General features: G+C 60.9%; 19 protein-coding genes. 6 read left to right on the top strand and 13 right to left on the bottom strand.

The window, feature by feature from the left end:
- Nucleotides 1-2 precede the first annotated feature (2 nt).
- From BLQ09_RS07325 to BLQ09_RS07305, 5 genes are all read right to left on the bottom strand, one after another.
- Nucleotides 3-734 carry a carbonic anhydrase gene (locus BLQ09_RS07325; protein ID WP_027608119.1) on the bottom strand — a complete coding sequence of 244 codons (732 nt, stop codon included), beginning with the start codon at nucleotides 732-734 and terminating at the stop codon, nucleotides 3-5.
- 226 nt (nucleotides 735-960) lie between these two features.
- Nucleotides 961-2019, bottom strand: a complete 1059-nt coding sequence (locus BLQ09_RS07320; RefSeq protein WP_027608120.1) for a PA0069 family radical SAM protein — start codon at nucleotides 2017-2019, stop codon at nucleotides 961-963.
- Nucleotides 2020-2089: 70 nt separating this feature from the next.
- The gene (locus tag BLQ09_RS07315; RefSeq protein ID WP_092356025.1) at nucleotides 2090-3388 is read right to left on the bottom strand and encodes a cytochrome c; all 1299 of its coding nucleotides are present in this window, start codon (nucleotides 3386-3388) and stop codon (nucleotides 2090-2092) included.
- Between the two features lie 12 nt (nucleotides 3389-3400).
- Complete coding sequence (locus BLQ09_RS07310; RefSeq protein ID WP_027608122.1) at nucleotides 3401-5185, bottom strand: GMC family oxidoreductase; 1785 nt, start codon at nucleotides 5183-5185, stop codon at nucleotides 3401-3403.
- A gap of 2 nt (nucleotides 5186-5187) precedes the next feature.
- Nucleotides 5188-5940 carry a gluconate 2-dehydrogenase subunit 3 family protein gene (locus BLQ09_RS07305; protein ID WP_027608123.1) on the bottom strand — a complete coding sequence of 251 codons (753 nt, stop codon included), beginning with the start codon at nucleotides 5938-5940 and terminating at the stop codon, nucleotides 5188-5190.
- A 273-nt stretch (nucleotides 5941-6213) separates the two neighbouring features.
- Between BLQ09_RS07305 and BLQ09_RS07300 the strand changes: the two genes are divergently transcribed.
- The gene (locus BLQ09_RS07300; RefSeq protein ID WP_027608124.1) at nucleotides 6214-6900 is read left to right on the top strand and encodes a phosphatase domain-containing protein; all 687 of its coding nucleotides are present in this window, start codon (nucleotides 6214-6216) and stop codon (nucleotides 6898-6900) included.
- 25 nt (nucleotides 6901-6925) lie between these two features.
- Here the strand turns inward: BLQ09_RS07300 and BLQ09_RS07295 are convergent, their stop codons facing one another.
- Together BLQ09_RS07295 and prlC are read right to left on the bottom strand one after the other, a co-directional pair.
- The gene (locus BLQ09_RS07295; RefSeq protein ID WP_027608125.1) at nucleotides 6926-7198 is read right to left on the bottom strand and encodes a YheV family putative zinc ribbon protein; all 273 of its coding nucleotides are present in this window, start codon (nucleotides 7196-7198) and stop codon (nucleotides 6926-6928) included.
- A complete protein-coding gene (prlC, locus tag BLQ09_RS07290) occupies nucleotides 7195-9294 on the bottom strand; it encodes an oligopeptidase A (protein WP_169898816.1) in 2100 nt (699 codons plus the stop codon). The genes BLQ09_RS07295 and prlC overlap by 4 nt, the downstream gene beginning before the upstream one ends.
- Before the next feature lie 54 nt (nucleotides 9295-9348).
- Here prlC and BLQ09_RS07285 point away from each other — a divergent pair, with 54 nt between their 5' ends.
- Both BLQ09_RS07285 and BLQ09_RS07280 read left to right on the top strand, forming a co-directional pair.
- Entirely contained in the window at nucleotides 9349-9891 is a 543-nt protein-coding gene (locus tag BLQ09_RS07285; RefSeq protein ID WP_027608127.1) for a gamma carbonic anhydrase family protein, read from the top strand.
- On the top strand, nucleotides 9888-10547 hold the full coding sequence (locus BLQ09_RS07280; RefSeq protein WP_027608128.1) for an HAD family hydrolase: 660 nt from the start codon (nucleotides 9888-9890) through the stop codon (nucleotides 10545-10547). Before BLQ09_RS07285 ends, BLQ09_RS07280 begins: the two co-directional genes overlap by 4 nt.
- A 59-nt stretch (nucleotides 10548-10606) precedes the next feature.
- Here BLQ09_RS07280 and BLQ09_RS07275 read toward each other — a convergent pair whose 3' ends face one another.
- Nucleotides 10607-11650 (bottom strand): aminopeptidase, encoded by a 1044-nt coding sequence (locus BLQ09_RS07275; protein WP_027608129.1) that lies wholly within the window; start codon nucleotides 11648-11650, stop codon nucleotides 10607-10609.
- A gap of 110 nt (nucleotides 11651-11760) precedes the next feature.
- Between BLQ09_RS07275 and BLQ09_RS07270 the strand changes: the two genes are divergently transcribed.
- Complete coding sequence (locus tag BLQ09_RS07270; protein WP_027608130.1) at nucleotides 11761-12183, top strand: PA0061/PA0062 family lipoprotein; 423 nt, start codon at nucleotides 11761-11763, stop codon at nucleotides 12181-12183.
- On the opposite strand, the gene BLQ09_RS07265 is transcribed toward BLQ09_RS07270, so the two are convergent.
- Entirely contained in the window at nucleotides 12184-12423 is a 240-nt protein-coding gene (locus BLQ09_RS07265) for a DUF1161 domain-containing protein (protein WP_017734725.1), read from the bottom strand.
- A 146-nt stretch (nucleotides 12424-12569) separates the two neighbouring features.
- On the bottom strand, nucleotides 12570-13001 hold the full coding sequence (locus tag BLQ09_RS07260; protein WP_027608131.1) for an OsmC family protein: 432 nt from the start codon (nucleotides 12999-13001) through the stop codon (nucleotides 12570-12572).
- Between the two features lie 215 nt (nucleotides 13002-13216).
- Between BLQ09_RS07260 and BLQ09_RS07255 the strand changes: the two genes are divergently transcribed.
- Nucleotides 13217-14218 carry an LLM class flavin-dependent oxidoreductase gene (locus tag BLQ09_RS07255; protein WP_021491416.1) on the top strand — a complete coding sequence of 334 codons (1002 nt, stop codon included), beginning with the start codon at nucleotides 13217-13219 and terminating at the stop codon, nucleotides 14216-14218.
- Nucleotides 14219-14309: 91 nt separating this feature from the next.
- Here BLQ09_RS07255 and BLQ09_RS07250 read toward each other — a convergent pair whose 3' ends face one another.
- The gene (locus tag BLQ09_RS07250; protein ID WP_005783407.1) at nucleotides 14310-14534 is read right to left on the bottom strand and encodes a DUF1161 domain-containing protein; all 225 of its coding nucleotides are present in this window, start codon (nucleotides 14532-14534) and stop codon (nucleotides 14310-14312) included.
- A gap of 115 nt (nucleotides 14535-14649) precedes the next feature.
- Nucleotides 14650-14865, bottom strand: a complete 216-nt coding sequence (locus BLQ09_RS07245) for a dodecin (protein WP_027608132.1) — start codon at nucleotides 14863-14865, stop codon at nucleotides 14650-14652.
- Nucleotides 14866-15021: 156 nt separating this feature from the next.
- On the opposite strand from BLQ09_RS07245, the gene BLQ09_RS07240 reads away from it, so the two are divergent.
- Nucleotides 15022-15348, top strand: a complete 327-nt coding sequence (locus BLQ09_RS07240) for an ElaB/YgaM/YqjD family protein (protein WP_003170746.1) — start codon at nucleotides 15022-15024, stop codon at nucleotides 15346-15348.
- A gap of 8 nt (nucleotides 15349-15356) precedes the next feature.
- On the opposite strand, the gene BLQ09_RS07235 is transcribed toward BLQ09_RS07240, so the two are convergent.
- A complete protein-coding gene (locus BLQ09_RS07235) occupies nucleotides 15357-16253 on the bottom strand; it encodes a LysR family transcriptional regulator (RefSeq protein WP_092356022.1) in 897 nt (298 codons plus the stop codon).
- Between the last annotated feature and the right edge of the window lie 111 nt (nucleotides 16254-16364).

Below are 16364 nucleotides of genomic sequence, written 5' to 3'. Positions count from 1 at the left end.
GTTTAGAAGCGCGCTTTAGGCGTCGCGGAAGGAATCGGCCCTTCGCCGCTCAACGGTCGGAACGCCGACTGATCAGCATCGTAGGCTCGAATTTCACTGGTCTCGATGTTGTAGATCCAGCCGTGAATAAACAGCTGACCGTTGGCCATGCGCGACGCCACCGAAGGATGGGTACGCAAATGCTGCAGTTGGGCGATGACGTTTTCTTCGGTGAGCACTTTCATGCTCTCGCCTTCGTTGGCACAGTCGCAGTTGTCCTCGACCATGGACTTGGCGACTTCGGCGTGCCGCAGCCAGGCCCTTACCGTTGGCATCTTCTCCAGGCTGGCGGGGTTGAGGACCGCGCGCATGGCGCCACAATCGGAGTGCCCGCACACGATGATGTGCTGCACACCCAGGGCCAGTACCGCGTACTCGATGGCAGTGGAGACACCGCCGTTCATCTGCCCATAAGGCGGCACGACGTTACCGACGTTGCGGGTCACGAACAGGTCGCCGGGAGAGCTTTGGGTAATCAGCTCAGGCACGATGCGCGAGTCGGCGCAGGTAATGAACATCGCCCGTGGGCTCTGGGCCGTGGCGAGTTTCTTGAAGAGTTCTTCCTGCTGAGGGAAGACGTCGTGATGGAAATGCAAAAAGCCGTCAACGATATGTTTTAGCGCTGCATCGGCAGACTCTGCCACCTGAGGGGCTGAAGCCGACGCAGCCAACGGCTGTTTATCCTTGTCACTCATGATTCATCCTCTTGATTAATGCAGGGGAGTTTTCAGGTCAGTTCGACGCCAGGCCAGTGAAATAGTTGTAAAAGCCACAAACCAGGCTGCCGACTCATCAGTCACTCGCTGAACAAGGTAACCACCGAAACTTAACTCAAACTGAATGAACCGCTCTAGATCGCGGGTTTCAGTGATATCAAAACGCGACTATTCCTACAGGAACGGTGCATTCTGCCTTTTCAGTCTACAACAATGCCATCTGTCTGCCCGGTGGACAGAACGCCGTGCAATCCAGATTGAAGCCTTCTCTGCGATCGAGCCCCAGGCGTTTGATCGCCTTGCTGAAGCGCTGGGCCAGCAGGTCGGCGAACGGCCCCTCGCCCCGCATGCGGACGCCGAACCGACTGTCGTAGACCTCACCACCGCGCACCTGGCGCACCAGGCTCATGACATGGGCCGCACGCTGCGGGTAATGCGCCGCCAGCCACTCCTCGAACAGCGGCGCCACCTCCAGCGGCAGGCGCAACATCATGTACGCCGCACTCTGCGCACCGGCGGCATGGGCTTCGGTGAGCAGGCTTTCCAACTCGCTGTCGTTGATCATCGGGATCATCGGCGAGCACAGCACGCCCACCGGGATGCCCGCCCCGCGCATCACCCGTATGGCCCGCAACCGTGCCTTGGGCGCGGCGGTGCGCGGCTCCAGGATGCGCTTGAGCTCATCATCCAGGCTGGTGAGGCTGATCATCACCGCCACAAGGCGTTGCCTGGCCAGCTCCGCCAGCAGGTCCAGGTCGCGCAGGATCAACGAGCCCTTGGTAATGATGGTGACCGGGTGCCGATAACGCAGCAGCACCTCAAGGGTTTGCCGGGTGATCCTGTACTCGCGCTCGATAGGCTGGTACGGGTCGGTGTTGGAACCCAGGTTGATCGGCGCACACACATAGCCCGGCTTCGACAACTGCTGCTCCAGCACGTCGGCCGCGTTGCTCTTGGCGATCAGCCTGGTTTCGAAATCCAGCCCCGGCGACATGTCCCAATAGGCATGGCTGGGCCGTGCATAGCAGTAAATGCAGCCATGTTCGCAGCCACGGTAAGGATTGATGGAGCGGTCGAACGGCAGGTCCGGCGAGTTGTTGCGGGTGATGATGGTCTTGGCCGTTTCGATGCGCACTTCGGTGCCCTGGGTCGGCGGCACTTCCTGGTACCAGCCGTCGTCCTCGGCCACGCTGACGGTGGGCGCAAAGCGGTTGTGCAGGTTGGTGGCCGTGCCCCGACCACGGGGCGGCAGCGGAGTAGACATGAAAGCGCCTCGATACTGTTTTTATATACAGTACCGAGGCGCGAGGTTCCTGACCAGTGCCGTCTGGCGGTCAGTGCTTTTGGGTGACCTGCCCCAGGTCATCGCCCGAGGTGGTGCGCATGTCGTTCTTGCGCAGGTCGGCCACGTCACTGGCTTTCACCGCGGCCCCCTGGTTACCCCAACTGCCACGGATGAAGCTGACCACATCCGCCACTTCCTGGTCCGACAGGCGCCAGGCGAACGCCGGCATGGTAAAGGTCGACGGTGCCGTGTGAGTGGCCGGCAACGTGCCGCCGTTCAACACGATGTTGATCAACGACGTGGCGTCCGCCGTCTGCACCACCGGGTTGCCCGCCAACGCCGGGAACACCCGTGTGTAACCATGGCCATCGGTACGGTGGCAGGCCGCGCAGTTGTCGATATACACCGAGGCACCGGGCTTGCTGTCATCGCCCTTCCACAGCGCCTCGGCCACCTGCTTGTCATACTGGTGCGGCTGGTCCTGTGGGTCCACCGCCGGCAGGCTCTTGAGGTAACGGGCGATAGCGGTCAGGTCGTCCTGGGACATGTACTGCATGCTATGCACGACCACGTCGCTCATACCGCCAAACACCGCACTGCGATCACTGCGACCGGTCTTGAGGAATTGCACCAGCTGCGCCTCGCTCCAACTGCCGAGGCCGTCCTTGTGGTCACCGCGCAGGCTCTTGGCGATCCAGCCTTCCAGTGGCGCACTGCCGGACAGGAAGGCCTTGCCGTCAGTCGCGCTCAGGGCTTTTTCCTGCATGGTCAGGGCGCGTGGTGTATGGCACGCGCCACAGTGGCCAAGGCCTTCCACCAGGTAGGCGCCACGGCTGATCACCGGGTCTGCGTCGGCCACGACAGGCTTATCCACCACCTCAGGGGCAAACATCCAGCGCCACGCCGCCAGCGGCCAACGCATGCTCAACGGCCACGGAATGTCGCTGTCCTTGTTCACCTGGGCGACCGGTTCCACGCCCTTCATGAAGTACGCATACAACGCCTGCATATCGCTTTCGCTGACACGCGCATAGGACGGGTAGGGCATCGCCGGGTAAAGCGTACTACCACTCTTGGCGACACCGTGACGCACGGCCTTGTCGAAGTCCTCGAAGCTGTAGTCGCCCAGGCCGGACTTGTCCGGGGTGATGTTGGTGGAATAGATCACACCGATGGGGGTTTCCATCGGCAGGCCACCGGCGAACGGTTTGCCGCCCTTGGCGGTGTGGCAGGCCACGCAGTCGCCGGCACGGGCCAGGTATTCGCCCTGCTTGATCAGGTCGGTTTCGGCGGCACTGATCGAGCAGCTGCTGAGCAGGGCAAACGTCGCGATAACAAATGCTTTCATGGTCATCGCTCCTTATGCCTGAACCAGCGGGCCGGGGTTTTTCAGGTACTGCTCGCGGATCGCCCGGGCCGACCAGTAGGTCAATGCCGCCACCAGGCCGGTAGGGTTGTAGCCCAAGCCCTGTGGGAAAGCGGATGCGCCGGGGACAAACACGTTGTGTACATCCCAGCACTGCAAGTAGCGGTTCAGCGCACTGGTCTTCGGGTCGGTCCCCATGATCGCGCCACCGTTGAGGTGGGTGGTCTGGTACGACGCGGTGTTGAAGTGCTCACCGACTTTTTTGCCCAGCACCGCAATCGCCTTGGGGTTCATCGCTTCGGCGACCTTGCCCATTTTCTCGACCATGAAGCGGTTCATCTTGATGTCGTTTTCCTGCCAGTCGAACGTCATGCGCAGCAGCGGCAGGCCGTAGGCATCGCGGTAGACCGGATCCAGATCCAGGTAGTTACCCCGGTAGGATTGATGGGCACCGTGAGCATCCATCGACACCTGGTGGGTGTAGTAATCGGCGGTGGCGCGCTTCCAGGCACTGCCCCAGGCCGGTGTGCCGGGCGGGTTGGACGTACCGGCAATCGGCCGGCTGCCGGCCTGGTTGACCCACATCGGCGAACCGCCCACAAAGCCATGGGGCCCGTGATCGAAGTTGTCGGCGTTGAAATCATCGATGGCCACGCCATTGCCGCCGGCACCGATAAAGTTGTTGGTATGGGTGTCCTTGTCGAAGAACGCCTTGATGGTGGCCATGTTCTGGTAGGCAAAGTTCCTGCCCACCACACCCTCATTGGTCATCGGGTCGTAAGGCTTGCCGATGCCCGACAGCAGCATCAACCGCACGTTGTGGAACTGGAACGCGCCGAGGATCACCAGGTCTGCCGGTTGTTCGCACTCTCGGCCCTGAGCGTCGATGTAGGTCACGCCGGTGGCCTTGCTCTTGGTGCTGTCCAGATTGACCTTGAGCACGTGGGAGTTGGGCCGCAGCTCGAAATTCGGCACCTGGCGCAGCGCCGGCAGGATGTTCACGTTCGGCGAGGCCTTGGAGTACATGTAGCACACGTAGCCGCTGCAAAAACCGCAGAAGTTGCACGGGCCCATCTGCGCGCCGTAGGGGTTGGTGTAAGGCCCGGAGGTATTGGCTGAGGGCAGGTTGTAGGGCTTGTACCCGACGCTGGCGGCGGCTTTCTGAAACAGCTGTGCGGAGACTGTGTTCTTTTGCGCTTCCAACGGAAACGGGTTGGAACGGTCCGGCGCATAGGGGTTGCCGCCACGCCCTTCGCCCACCACCTGGCCTTTCACGGTCCAGGCCTGGCCTGAGGTACCGAAGACTTTTTCTGCATAGTCGAAAAACGGCTCCAGCTCTTCGTAGCTCACGCCGAAGTCCTGGATGGTCATGTCCTTGGGAATGAAATGCTTGCCGTAGCGCTCTTCGTAATGGCTGCGCATGCGCAGTTCAATCGGATCGACACGGAAATGCACGCCCGACCAGTGCAAGCCCGCACCGCCCACGCCGTTACCCGGCAAAAACGCGCCGAGCTGACGGTTAGGCAAGGCAACGTCATTCACGCTATGGCGAATCGTCACTGTCTCCTTGGAGATGTCCTGGAAGAGTTTTTTACGCACGCTGTAGGTCAGTTCGTCGATGACCTGGGGATAGTTGCCGTCCGGGTAAGTGTCCTGCATCGGGCCGCGCTCCAGCGCCAGCACGTTCAGTCCGGCTTCCGTCAGCTCCTTGGCCATGATCGCGCCGGTCCAGCCGAAGCCGACAATCACCGCATCCACTTTCTTCATGATGGTCGCCACGTTTATGCCCTCTCGCCGCGAATGGATACTGCCGGGAAGGGGTACTGCTCGTTGCGTTCCACCCAGTCCATGAAATCGGCGCGGGCGCCGGGGAAGCCGATCATGGTCCAGCCGACCATGCCTTTGTTGCCACCATGGATCGGGTCGCAGAAGAAGCCTTCCTTGGTGTTTTGCAGCAGCAGGTTGAAGAACATCTTCGGCGGCACCGCGTCAAAATGTGCCGTAACCTCACTGCCGCCCGCCTCCAGGCGCCGCAACATATCGTCTCGGGTAGCGCTGTCTTGCGCAGCAAAAACTTTGCCGTTGAACGCCTTCGACCAGGCATCCGTCGCGGCAATACCCAGGCGATAGATGTCCTTGGGCACCAATTTGCTCTGCCAGCCCATCTCCGGCGGCGCATCGGCATTAAACGGGCCTTGCATGAACCACAGGGCACCGCTGGCGTAAGGCGTGTTCATCTGCCGGTCGATGTACTCCGGCGCGCCAGCTTCCAGGGCGCCGGGGCCTTGGGCATCGGCCGGGATCAAACGCTCGACGGCAGCGTTGATAAACGCCCATTCCTCGGCAGTGAAATAGCTTGGCTCGTAGGCTTTTTCGCTGGCCGCAGGCTTGGCTGGCGCAGCCTCGACCGGCGCAGGCGTCGCCATCAGCATCGAACCGCCAAGGCCGGTGCTGGCAACCGTGACCACCGGGATCAAGGTCAAGGATTTGCGTAGAAAGTCACGCCGGGGGTTGTCTTGATCTTGATCAGACATGGTGGCACCTCATCATGTGGTCACGGGTTATCAGCCGCTTCTAGGGAGTGGCTTGGCGTTGTCGGGCGGCGAACTGGATCCAGGCGATCCAGGGAGATAGAGCGCAGCGCGCAAACAATAGTTACAAATGATAGCAGCCTAAGCATCGAGAGAATCGCTTCAGCGACTAAAGATTGAGGATTCACGATTCTTTGACGCACACCTCACACCTCCTTGACCCGCCGTGACCGACTCTGGGCGCCATCAACCACTCCCTATAGGGTGACGTCGCCCATGTACAAGCATCATTGGTTGCCGGCCCTGGGCCTGGCGTTCATGGCACTGTTCACCACAGCTTTTGCGCGGGCCGATGACGCTACGTCCCTTCGTTCTCCAGAATGGGCGCAGCCAGTGGGCGACCGCTACAACCTGCATCAAATGACGCCCACGCTCTATCGCAGCGCATTGCCGGATAGCAAGGCAGCGCCGTTGCTGGAACAGCTCAAGATCGGCACCGTGATCAACTTCCTGCCCGAGTCCGATAGCAACTGGCTGAAGGCGCCAGGCATCCGTCAGGTTCAGTTGAGTTATCGCACCAACCATGTGGATGACTCTGACGTGCTGGCGGCACTCAGGGCGATCAAGGAAGCGGAAGCTGACGGCCCGGTGCTGATGCATTGCAAGCACGGCTCTGACCGCACTGGCCTGATGGCGGCGATGTATCGCGTGGTGATCCAGGGATGGAGCAAGGAGGATGCGTTGAACGAGATGACCCTGGGCGGTTTCGGCACCAGTAACGGCTTCAAGGACGGCGTTCGCTACATGATGAGGGCCGATATCGACAAGTTGCGCACAGCCTTGGCGAATGGCGATTGCAGCACCAGCGCCTTTGCCCTGTGCTCGATGAACAGCTGGCTGAACCCGGCGAGCAAGGATCACGAGCTCGCCGAGGAAAAAACCGCACTGCTGGTTACCCCCTGAGACGCACTCCCAGGGGGTAGACGAGTCAGTCTTTCTTCAGCTTCGGGTTAGGGAAAAACTGCACCGCCTGAACCTTCGGGTCCGGCGCTTTCAACGCCGATGTATTGACCCGCGTGCCCAATTCCTTGGGCACCGACAGACCTTGATCATTCAGCGTATCGGTATACCCGCAGGCCACGCACTCACGATGCGGCACGCTGTCCTCGGTCCACATCTTCAACTTGTCCGGTTCGCTGCACGCCGGGCAGACCGCCCCGGCGATAAATTGCTTTTTGGTAATCACAGGCCCTTCACTCATGCTGCTGCGTCCTCACTCAGGCCGCTGTGGCGCAAGAGTGCGTCAATCGACGGGGCACGTCCGCGGAAGTCGACGAACAGCACCATCGGCGCCTGGGAACCGCCGCGCGCCAGGATCGCCTCGCGGAAGGCACGGCCGGTCTCGGCATTGAGCACACCATCTTCTTCGAATTTGGAGAAGGCGTCCGCCGACAGCACTTCGGCCCATTTGTAGCTGTAGTAGCCCGCGGCATAACCGCCAGCGAAGATGTGCGCAAAGCTGTTGGGAAAACGATTGTAGGCCGGCGGACGCATCACCGACACCTCATCGCGCACGCCTTCGAGCACCTGCGCCACGCTGCGGCCATCACCATGGGTGGCATGCAACTCGAAGTCGAACAGCGAGAACTCCAACTGGCGCACCATCATCAGGCCGGACTGGAAGTTCTTCGCCGCGAGCATTTTTTCCAGAAGGTCCTGGGGCAGTGGCTCGCCGCTTTCATAATGGCCGGAGATCAGCGCCAGGCCTTCCGGCTCCCAGCACCAGTTCTCCATGAACTGGCTTGGCAATTCCACCGCATCCCACGCCACGCCATTGATACCGGACACGCCGGCATGCTCGACGCGGGTCAGCAGGTGATGCAGGCCATGGCCGAATTCGTGGAACAGGGTGGTCACTTCATCGTGGGTCAGCAGGGCAGGTTTGCCGCTGTCGGCCGGAGTGAAGTTGCACACCAGGTTCGCCACCGGGCTTTGCAGCGCACCGTCGATGGTACGACGACGGTCGCGCGCGCCGTCCATCCAGGCACCGCCACGCTTGTTGGCGCGGGCGTAGAGGTCGAAGAAGAAGCGCCCGACGTGCTGGCCGTTTTCCTTGATTTCAAACAGGCGAACATCCGGGTGCCAGGTGTCGAAGCCTTTTTGCTCGGCAATCTCGATGCCGTACAAACGCTGCACGATGGCGAACAGGCCGCCCAGCACCTTGTCGATCGGGAAGTAGGCGCGCAGGGCTTCCTGGGACACACTGTAGCGCTGCTCACGCAGCTTTTCGCCGTAGAAACCGCTGTCCCAGCTTTGCAGGTCGGCGCAGCCTTGTTCGGCGGCGTAGGCCTTGAGCTGTTGCAGGTCCTGGGCAGCGAACGGCTTGCTGCGCTTGGCCAGGTCGCGCAGGAAGCTCAACACCTGGTCGCTGGACTCGGCCATCTTGGTGGCCAGGCTCAGCTCGGAGAACGAGGCGTAACCCAAGAGCTTGGCCAGTTCCTGACGCAGGTCGAGGATCTGTTCCATCACCGGGCCGTTATCGTTCTGACCGGCATTCGGGCCCTGGTCTGACGCACGGGTGCAGTAGGCCGCGTAGATTTCTTCACGCAGGGCGCGGTCCTGGGCGTAGGTCATGACCGCGTAGTAGCTTGGAAACTCAAGGGTGATCAGCCAACCGTCGAGGCCTTTGGCCTGCGCGGCAGCGGCCATCTGCGCCTTGGCCGAATCGGTCAGGCCGGCGAGGGTGGCTTCCTCGGTGACGTGCTTGGTCCACGCCTGGGTGGCGTCCAGCAGCTGGTTGGAGAATTTGCTGCCCAGCTCGGAAAGCTTGCTCTGCACTTCGGCGTAACGTTTTTGCTGCTCAGGCGGCAAGTCGATACCCGAGAGGCGGAAGTCGCGCAGGGAGTGTTCGAGGATGGTTTTTTGCGCCACGTCGAAACCGGCGGCTTCCGGGCTGTTGGCCAGGGCTTCGAAGGCCTGGAACAGCGCGCGGTTCTGGCCCATCTCGGTGGAGTAGGCGCTCAACGCCGGCAGGCACGCCTCGTAGGCTTCGCGCAGCTCGGCGCTGTTGCACACGGCGTTGAGGTGGCTGACCGGGCTCCAGGCGGCGCCCAGGCGATCATTCAATTCGTCCATGGCCAGCACCAGGCCGGCCCATGTCGGATTTTTACCCTGGCTTTGCAGGATGCCTTCGATGGCAACACGGTTATCGGCGAGGATCTGTTCGATGGCCGGCTGCACGTGCTCGGCACGGATCGCCGAGAACGGCGGCAGGTCGTAGGACTGCAGAAGAGGGTTGTTCGCGCTCACGGTTGGCACCTTGGCTGAAGAAACATGTAAGAACAAAGATGGGGCCATCTTAATTACAATCAACGCCCACCGCAGCTATCAGCACATAAGAGAGAGGCTATCGTGACCCTTCGCACCTATCAGAACCACACGCCAACCCTGGGCGCCGGGGCTTTTGTCGATATTTCGGCGGTGGTGATCGGCGATGTCGAAATCGGCACCGACAGCTCGGTCTGGCCGCTGACCGTGATTCGCGGCGACATGCACCGCATCCGTATCGGCGCGCGCACCAGCGTGCAGGACGGCTGCGTGCTGCACATTACCCATGCCGGACCGTTCAATCCTGACGGTTTCCCGCTGCTGATCGGCGATGACGTGACCATCGCCCACAAGGTCATGCTGCATGGCTGCACGGTGGGCAATCGGATTTTGATCGGCATGGGCAGCATCGTGATGGACGGCGCCGTGGTGGAAGACGACGTCATCATCGGCGCCGGCAGCCTGGTGCCACCGGGCAAGAAACTCGACAGCGGTTTTTTGTATGTGGGCAGCCCGGTTAAACAAATCCGCCCGCTGACTGACAAGGAACGCGCCTTTTTCACCTACAGCGCCGCCAACTACGTGAAGCTCAAAGACCTGCACCTGGCTGAAGGATTCGACCAATGACCCTCCCTTACCAAACCGTGCTGTTCGACCTGGATGGCACCCTCACCGACCCACGCGAGGGCATCACCCGCTCGATCCAGTACGCCCTAGGCAAACTGGGCATTGACGAACCCGACCTGAGCAAACTCGAACACTTCATCGGTCCGCCGTTGCTGCAAGCCTTCATGCAGTTCTACGACTTCGATGAGGCCAAGGCCTGGGAGGCGGTGAATTTCTACCGCGAGCGCTTCAAGGTCACCGGGCTGTATGAAAACCGCGTATTCGACGGCGTGATGCCGCTGCTCGAAGACCTGGGCAAGCAGGGCCGCCAGTTGTACGTCGCCACGTCCAAGCCCTGGGTGTTTGCCCGCGAGATCGCGCGGCATTTCGATTTTGCCAGGCACTTCAAGGTGATCTACGGCAGCGAACTGGACGGGACACGCACCAACAAGGTCGAGTTGATTGCGCATTTGATCAGCGAAGAAGGCCTGGACCCGGCGACCACCTTGATGATCGGTGATCGTAAGCACGACCTGATCGGGGCGCGCAGCAATGGCGTGGATTCGGCGGCCGTCGGTTATGGGTTTGGTAGTTTCGAAGAGTTGAACGCCGAAGCGCCGACCTGGCATTTCGAGACGTTGGCGCAGATGCATCAGGCGTTTTTGCAACGGCCCTGAGGCCGCCATCGGGGGCAAGCCTCCTCCCACATTGGGAGCGGCTTGCCCCCGATGAGGCTCTACCGATCAGTACCTTCCAACCGCCTCAACGCAGCCTTGCGCTGCCCCACCGGCAACTCGCCCATCTTCTCTACTGCGGCGTAAAACTTCAGCCAATCCCCGCCTTCCTGCCTGAACAACGCCGCAAACGCCGGCACCCACCGGTCATACAGCCCGAACGGCAACAACCGCGCATTGTTCATCGGCAGGTTCATCCAGGCGTCATAACGCTTGTCCCCGCCCCATTGGCTATCGCGCATCTGCCGGTACTCACGGCGCAACGCCTCGAATTCGGCCGCCTTGGCCTGGCGCATCGCCTCGACGGACAGCGGTTGCACGTAGAGTTTTTCCAGGCGCTTACGGGTATCGAGGATCAACTGGGTAAATTGGTCCCGCTGCTGCCGCGTCGAGCTGCCAAGCGGCGCCAGGCCCTGGGCCGCGCGCCACTGGCGGGTGCCTTCCTGCTCGACGAAGCTGGCAAACGACTCGTTGAATTCGGTGTCGTCCTGCACGTAGAACCGCTGGTGCGCCAGCTCATGGAAGATCAGCGTGGCCAGGCGTTCGTCGCCCCAGTTCATCATCGAATTCATGATCGGGTCGTTGAACCAACCCAGGGTGGAATAGGCTTCGACGCCACCCATCGATACGTCCATGCCTTGCTGGCGCAACAACGCCGCCTCACCCCGTGCCGCGCCCTGGCGGTAATAGCCGCGATAGGCCACGCAACCGGCAATGGGGAAGCAATGGGTTTGAGGCGCCAGGGAAAATTCCTGCGTGGCGAAGACATTCCAGACCACATAAGGTCGGCCAATATCGGCATACAGCCGGTAACTTTGGTTGTCAGGCAGATGCAGGTGTTCGCTGGCGAAGGTTCGGGCTTTCTGTGCTTGAGCCAGATGATCACGCAGCCCCTGTGGCCGCGACGGATCGGCGATGACCTCGGCAACCGGTTCCCGGGCTCGCAACAGCTGCCACTGGCCGCCCGCCAATTGGCTGTAGTAACTGACGCTGGAACAGCCACTGAGCAGCACGACTATCAACCCTGGAAGAAAACGCCTGACCATGCCCCGACCGCTCCTGGGTGATGTGTTCGCCAGACTATCGCGCCTGAAGGGGATTTTTCCACGGCGTGGCGTGTTTATACTCAAACCTCTCCTTGCGTTGAGTACCTGCCATGCGCCAGCTCCTGCTTCCCATCGTCGCCCTGTTGCTCAGCGCCTGCGCTTCGACCCCCCTGCCGCCGGTCGACCCGCATCAGGCCTGGGTCGATTTCGCTACGCCAACGCCGGGAGCCAAGCTGGTGATGGCGCAGCGCCTGGATGGTAAGAACCTGCCGGACGGACGCTACTTCCAGGTTTCACCGGGCAGTCACGAGTTGATGGTGCGCTTTGATTTCGAGGTGCCGACCGGCGGCAGCCTCAATGGCTTTGGGCAAACGGCCGACCGCACCTGTTTCATCACGCTGCAGTACGACCATTTCGAGGCTGGCCAACGCTATCGCCTGGAAGGGCGCTCATTGGCCTTCACGCCGAATATCCGGTTGTATAACGCCGCTCGCCAATTGCTGGCGGAAGAACGCAGCGTCAACTGTCTCTGATCAGTCGTTGTTCTTCTGATAGATGATGGCTTTGGTACCGTTCTCACAGCTGCCGACGACCATGGCGACGTCGTGCTTGTCAGCCTCTTCCTTGCTGACAATTTCCAAGGTGTAGGACGGAACCGCGTTCGCCTGGATCTTGACCTCAATCTCTTTCCTGAGCTCTTCGCAGTCTTTTGGTGCGGCCACAGCCGATGTGGCCAACACACCGCAAATGATCGCCAAAGCAAAACGTTTCATGTGTGAAGCTCCCTGAATGCATGCGCACGGGTGTGCGCCTAAGGCTGCATAGGCTATAGGACCACATTCGGGAAACACGAGTTCTGATTTAACGCAGAACAAAATGTGGGAGGGGGCTGGCCCCCTCCCACAGTGGACCTGCGGTGTCAGCTGACCAGCGTGGCATCCAGGCTGATCTTCGCATTCAGCACCTTGGACACCGGGCACCCTTCCTTAGCCTTCTTGCTCAATTCATCGAACTGCGCCTGGCTGGCACCCGGGATCTTGGCCTTGAGCACCAAGTGCACGGCGGTGATTGCGAAGCCGCCATCGACCTGGTCCAAGGTCACTTCGGCCTGGGTGTCGATGCTGTCAGCCTTGAGCCCGGCGTCGCCGAGAATCATGGAAAAGGCCATGGAGAAACAGCCGGCGTGGGCCGCGCCAATCAGTTCTTCAGGATTGGTACCCTTGCCGCCTTCGAAACGGGCCTTGAAGCCGTAGGGCGCTTCGCGCAGCACGCCGGTTTCGGTGGAAATGGAGCCCAGGCCAGTCTTCAGATCACCTTCCCAATGCGCGGATGCCTTTTTAACGATACTCATAGCTTTCTCCTCGAACGGTGGTTTTGCGTCGGTAAGGTTCTGAGGATAGACGCGCCGGCAAAGTTCAGTTGTAAGAGAAACCTAGCGATTAAGTAGGAAATTTCATTGCCGCTATTGAATCTCGGGTATATGCCCTCATTGCATAGAGCATGCACATGAAGCGGCAGGTTTTGGTTCGTCTAGGAAGCCTGCGCCCCCATTGGAGAAGCAGGCTTATGAAATCGCTGTCCGACGTAAAGTTTTCGACCCTCGACCTGGTGCCGGTGCGCGCCAACGGCAGCCCGGCGCAGTCGCTGCGCAATTCCCTGGATTTGGCCCAGCATGTGGAAAAGTTCGGCTACAACCGTTTCTGGGTGGCGGAACACCACAATATGGATGGCATCGCCAGCTCGGCCACCTCGGTATTGCTGGGCTACCTGGCCGGCGGTACCTCGACGATTCGCGTCGGCTCCGGCGGCGTGATGCTGCCCAACCATGCACCGCTGGTGATCGCAGAGCAGTTCGGCACCCTGGAAAGCCTCTACCCAGGGCGTATCGACCTGGGCCTGGGCCGCGCGCCCGGCTCCGACCAGATGACCGCCCGCGCCCTGCGCCGTGAACGCTCCGGCAGTGCGGATGACTTCCCGGAAGACGTGGCCGAACTGATGGCCTACCTCGGCCCACGCACACCGGACCAACGGGTGATTGCGGTGCCCGGCACCGGCACCAACGTACCGGTATGGCTGCTGGGTTCCAGCCTGTTCAGCGCGCAACTGGCGGGCGAACGCGGTTTGCCCTACGCCTTCGCCTCCCATTTCGCACCGCGTTTGATGCACGAGGCGATTCGCGTGTACCGCAACCACTTCAAGCCCTCGGCCGTGCTGGACAAGCCTTACGTGATGCTCGGCATTCCCTTGGTTGCCGCCGACACCGATGAACAGGCCGACTACCTGGCCACCTCGGTGTACCAGCGCATCCTTGCCTTGATGCGCGGGCAAAGCCTGGTGCAGCGCCCACCCGTGAAAACCATGGACGGCCTGTGGCTGCCCCATGAAAAAGACGCCGTCGGCAGTTTCCTCGGACTGGCAATGGTGGGCAGCCCGGCTAAGATCCGCGCCAAGCTGGAAGTGCTGATCGAACAGACCGGCGCCGATGAATTGATCTTCACCTGCGACCTGTACGAGCACGCTGATCGGATTCATTCCTACGAGCTGCTGGCGCAGTTGATGAAGGGCTAACCCCCCAGGCGAAAAAAAAACCGACGCACCTGTGGCTAGGGAGCTTGCTCCCTAGCCACAGGTGCGTCGGCTTCAAGCCTGCCACACGGGATTAACCGCGCTTGTAGACGATTTCCTTGGTACCACCTTCACAGGTGCCAACCACTTTAGCGTCGGTCGAGGCGCCTTTATCCACGACTTCCAGCGAATAACCCGAAGCGCCCTTGGCGTCGATTTTCGCTGCAATTTCACTTTTCAGCTCTTCACAAGGCTTGCCCGCCGCCAGGGCCGTGCCCGCAATGCTCAACAAACCTACCGCTAACAGGAACTTCTTCATCCGTCACTTTCCTTGCGCTGATTGAAACGAGCGTGCCGACGCTGCAGGCATCGGCACCCATTGTTTGTAGCGCAGGTTATGGCAATCGGCCAGCCGGCAAGTTCAACCGACGCGATCAACTACTGGCAATTCGGAACCCCACCTTGAGCGTGACCTGGTAGTGGGCAACCTTGCCGTCCTTGATATGACCACGGGTCTCCGTCACCTCAAACCACTCCAAGTGCTTGATGCTCTTGTTGGCTTCGGCCAGGGCATTGTTGATTGCGTCTTCGATGCTGGTGGTGGACGAACCTACCAATTCGACTTTCTTGTAGGTGTGATGATCAGACATGGTGTTTCTCCTGAGGGTCGTCAATAAAGCCTAGCAGTCATTGTTCATACTGCTTCTGGCGACGGTTCCTACCCGAAAGTTCAGATTTACTGCACTTTCTGAAAACGCTGGAGTCGGTATCTACACACGCCACTCAATCACTTCAGGAGAATCCACATGGCCAACACTTCTTTACGCAAAGCGTCGCTGGAAAGCATGGAAGCCGAGATTTCGAGCCTGCTCAAGTCCCTTGAGAGCCTCAAGGACGATGCGTCGGATGAGTCGCGCAAAACCCTGAAGGCCCTGAAAAGCAATGCCGAGAATGCCCTCAAGCATTCCCGTCACCTGATCAGCGATGCCTACGAAGAAAGCAAAGTCAAAATCCGCGAAACCGGTGTTGCTACCCGGGACTACGCACAAGAGCACCCATGGACCACCGCCGGCGTCGCCGTTGGCGCACTGGGCCTGCTGGCAGCTTACCTGCTGTGCAAACGCGGTGACTGATTGACCGGCTACACCGGCTGGCGCGCCAGCTCAGCCTTGAGCCAGTGCGCCAACTGACCCGCGCGCCCGTCTGCGGCGCGCTTGGGTAGCCACAACGCCAGGTGCGCCGGGGTTTCACTGAAACCCCACGGCGCCACCAGGCGACCTGCGCGCAGGTCCTCTGCTACCAGCGGTTCTGGCGCAATCGCCACGCCCAACCCCGCAACCGCCGCTTCCAGCAAATAATACAAATGCTCAAAACCCTGGCCGTGTTTCAGCGCGCCGGGCTCGATGCCGTGCTGTTGCGCCCAACTGGGCCAGGCTTGCGGACGGGACGTGGTGTGCAATAAAGCTTCGCCACACAAGGCGTGCGGCGGCGCCAGGCGCAGGCGCTCGTAGCCGGCAAAACGCGGGCTCATCACCGGGCCGATACGCTCGCTCGCCAGCTCATACACCTGCATATCCGCCGGCCACGGCGGTTCGGCGAAGACCAGCAGGGCGTCGAGGCCGGGGCGTCGAGGGTCGAGGTCGCCGTCGCCTGCCGACAGGTGCAGGCGCAGGTCCGGCAGGTCGGCATTCAAGCGGCCCAGGCGCGGGATCAACCAGCGCGCCAGCAGACTGCCTGAGCAGCCGAGCACGAAAGGTGCGTCGGCGCTGGCCTGGGTGAGTTCGGCGCACACGTCCCGCAAGCGCTCGAACGCCTCGGCGCTGGCATCTCGCAACCGCACACCTGCATCTGTGAGTTTAAGGCCGCGCCCGTCCTTGATGAACAGGCTGACACCCAAATGCTCCTCCAGCACTTTCAACTGACGGCTGACCGCACCGTGGGTCACGTGTAATTGCTCGGCAGCCTGGCTGACGCTGTTGAGGCGGGCAGTGGCTTCAAATGCGCGCAGGGCATTGAGGGGCGGGAGGTCGCGGCTCATCTGTGAGTTTTCCTGACAGGTTGCAGCGATCTTATCGGTTTTCAGCGCCGGATGTGAGGGGTAGAGTGGCCGTCATTGCTTCCCATACAGAATTCCTACCTGGAGCGTCCC

The organism is Pseudomonas sp. NFACC25 (genome assembly GCF_900100935.1).
In the GTDB taxonomy this organism is placed as follows: domain Bacteria; phylum Pseudomonadota; class Gammaproteobacteria; order Pseudomonadales; family Pseudomonadaceae; genus Aquipseudomonas; species Aquipseudomonas marginalis.
Note: the sequence above shows the minus strand (reverse complement) of the source record. Positions and strands in the feature narration are given on the sequence as shown.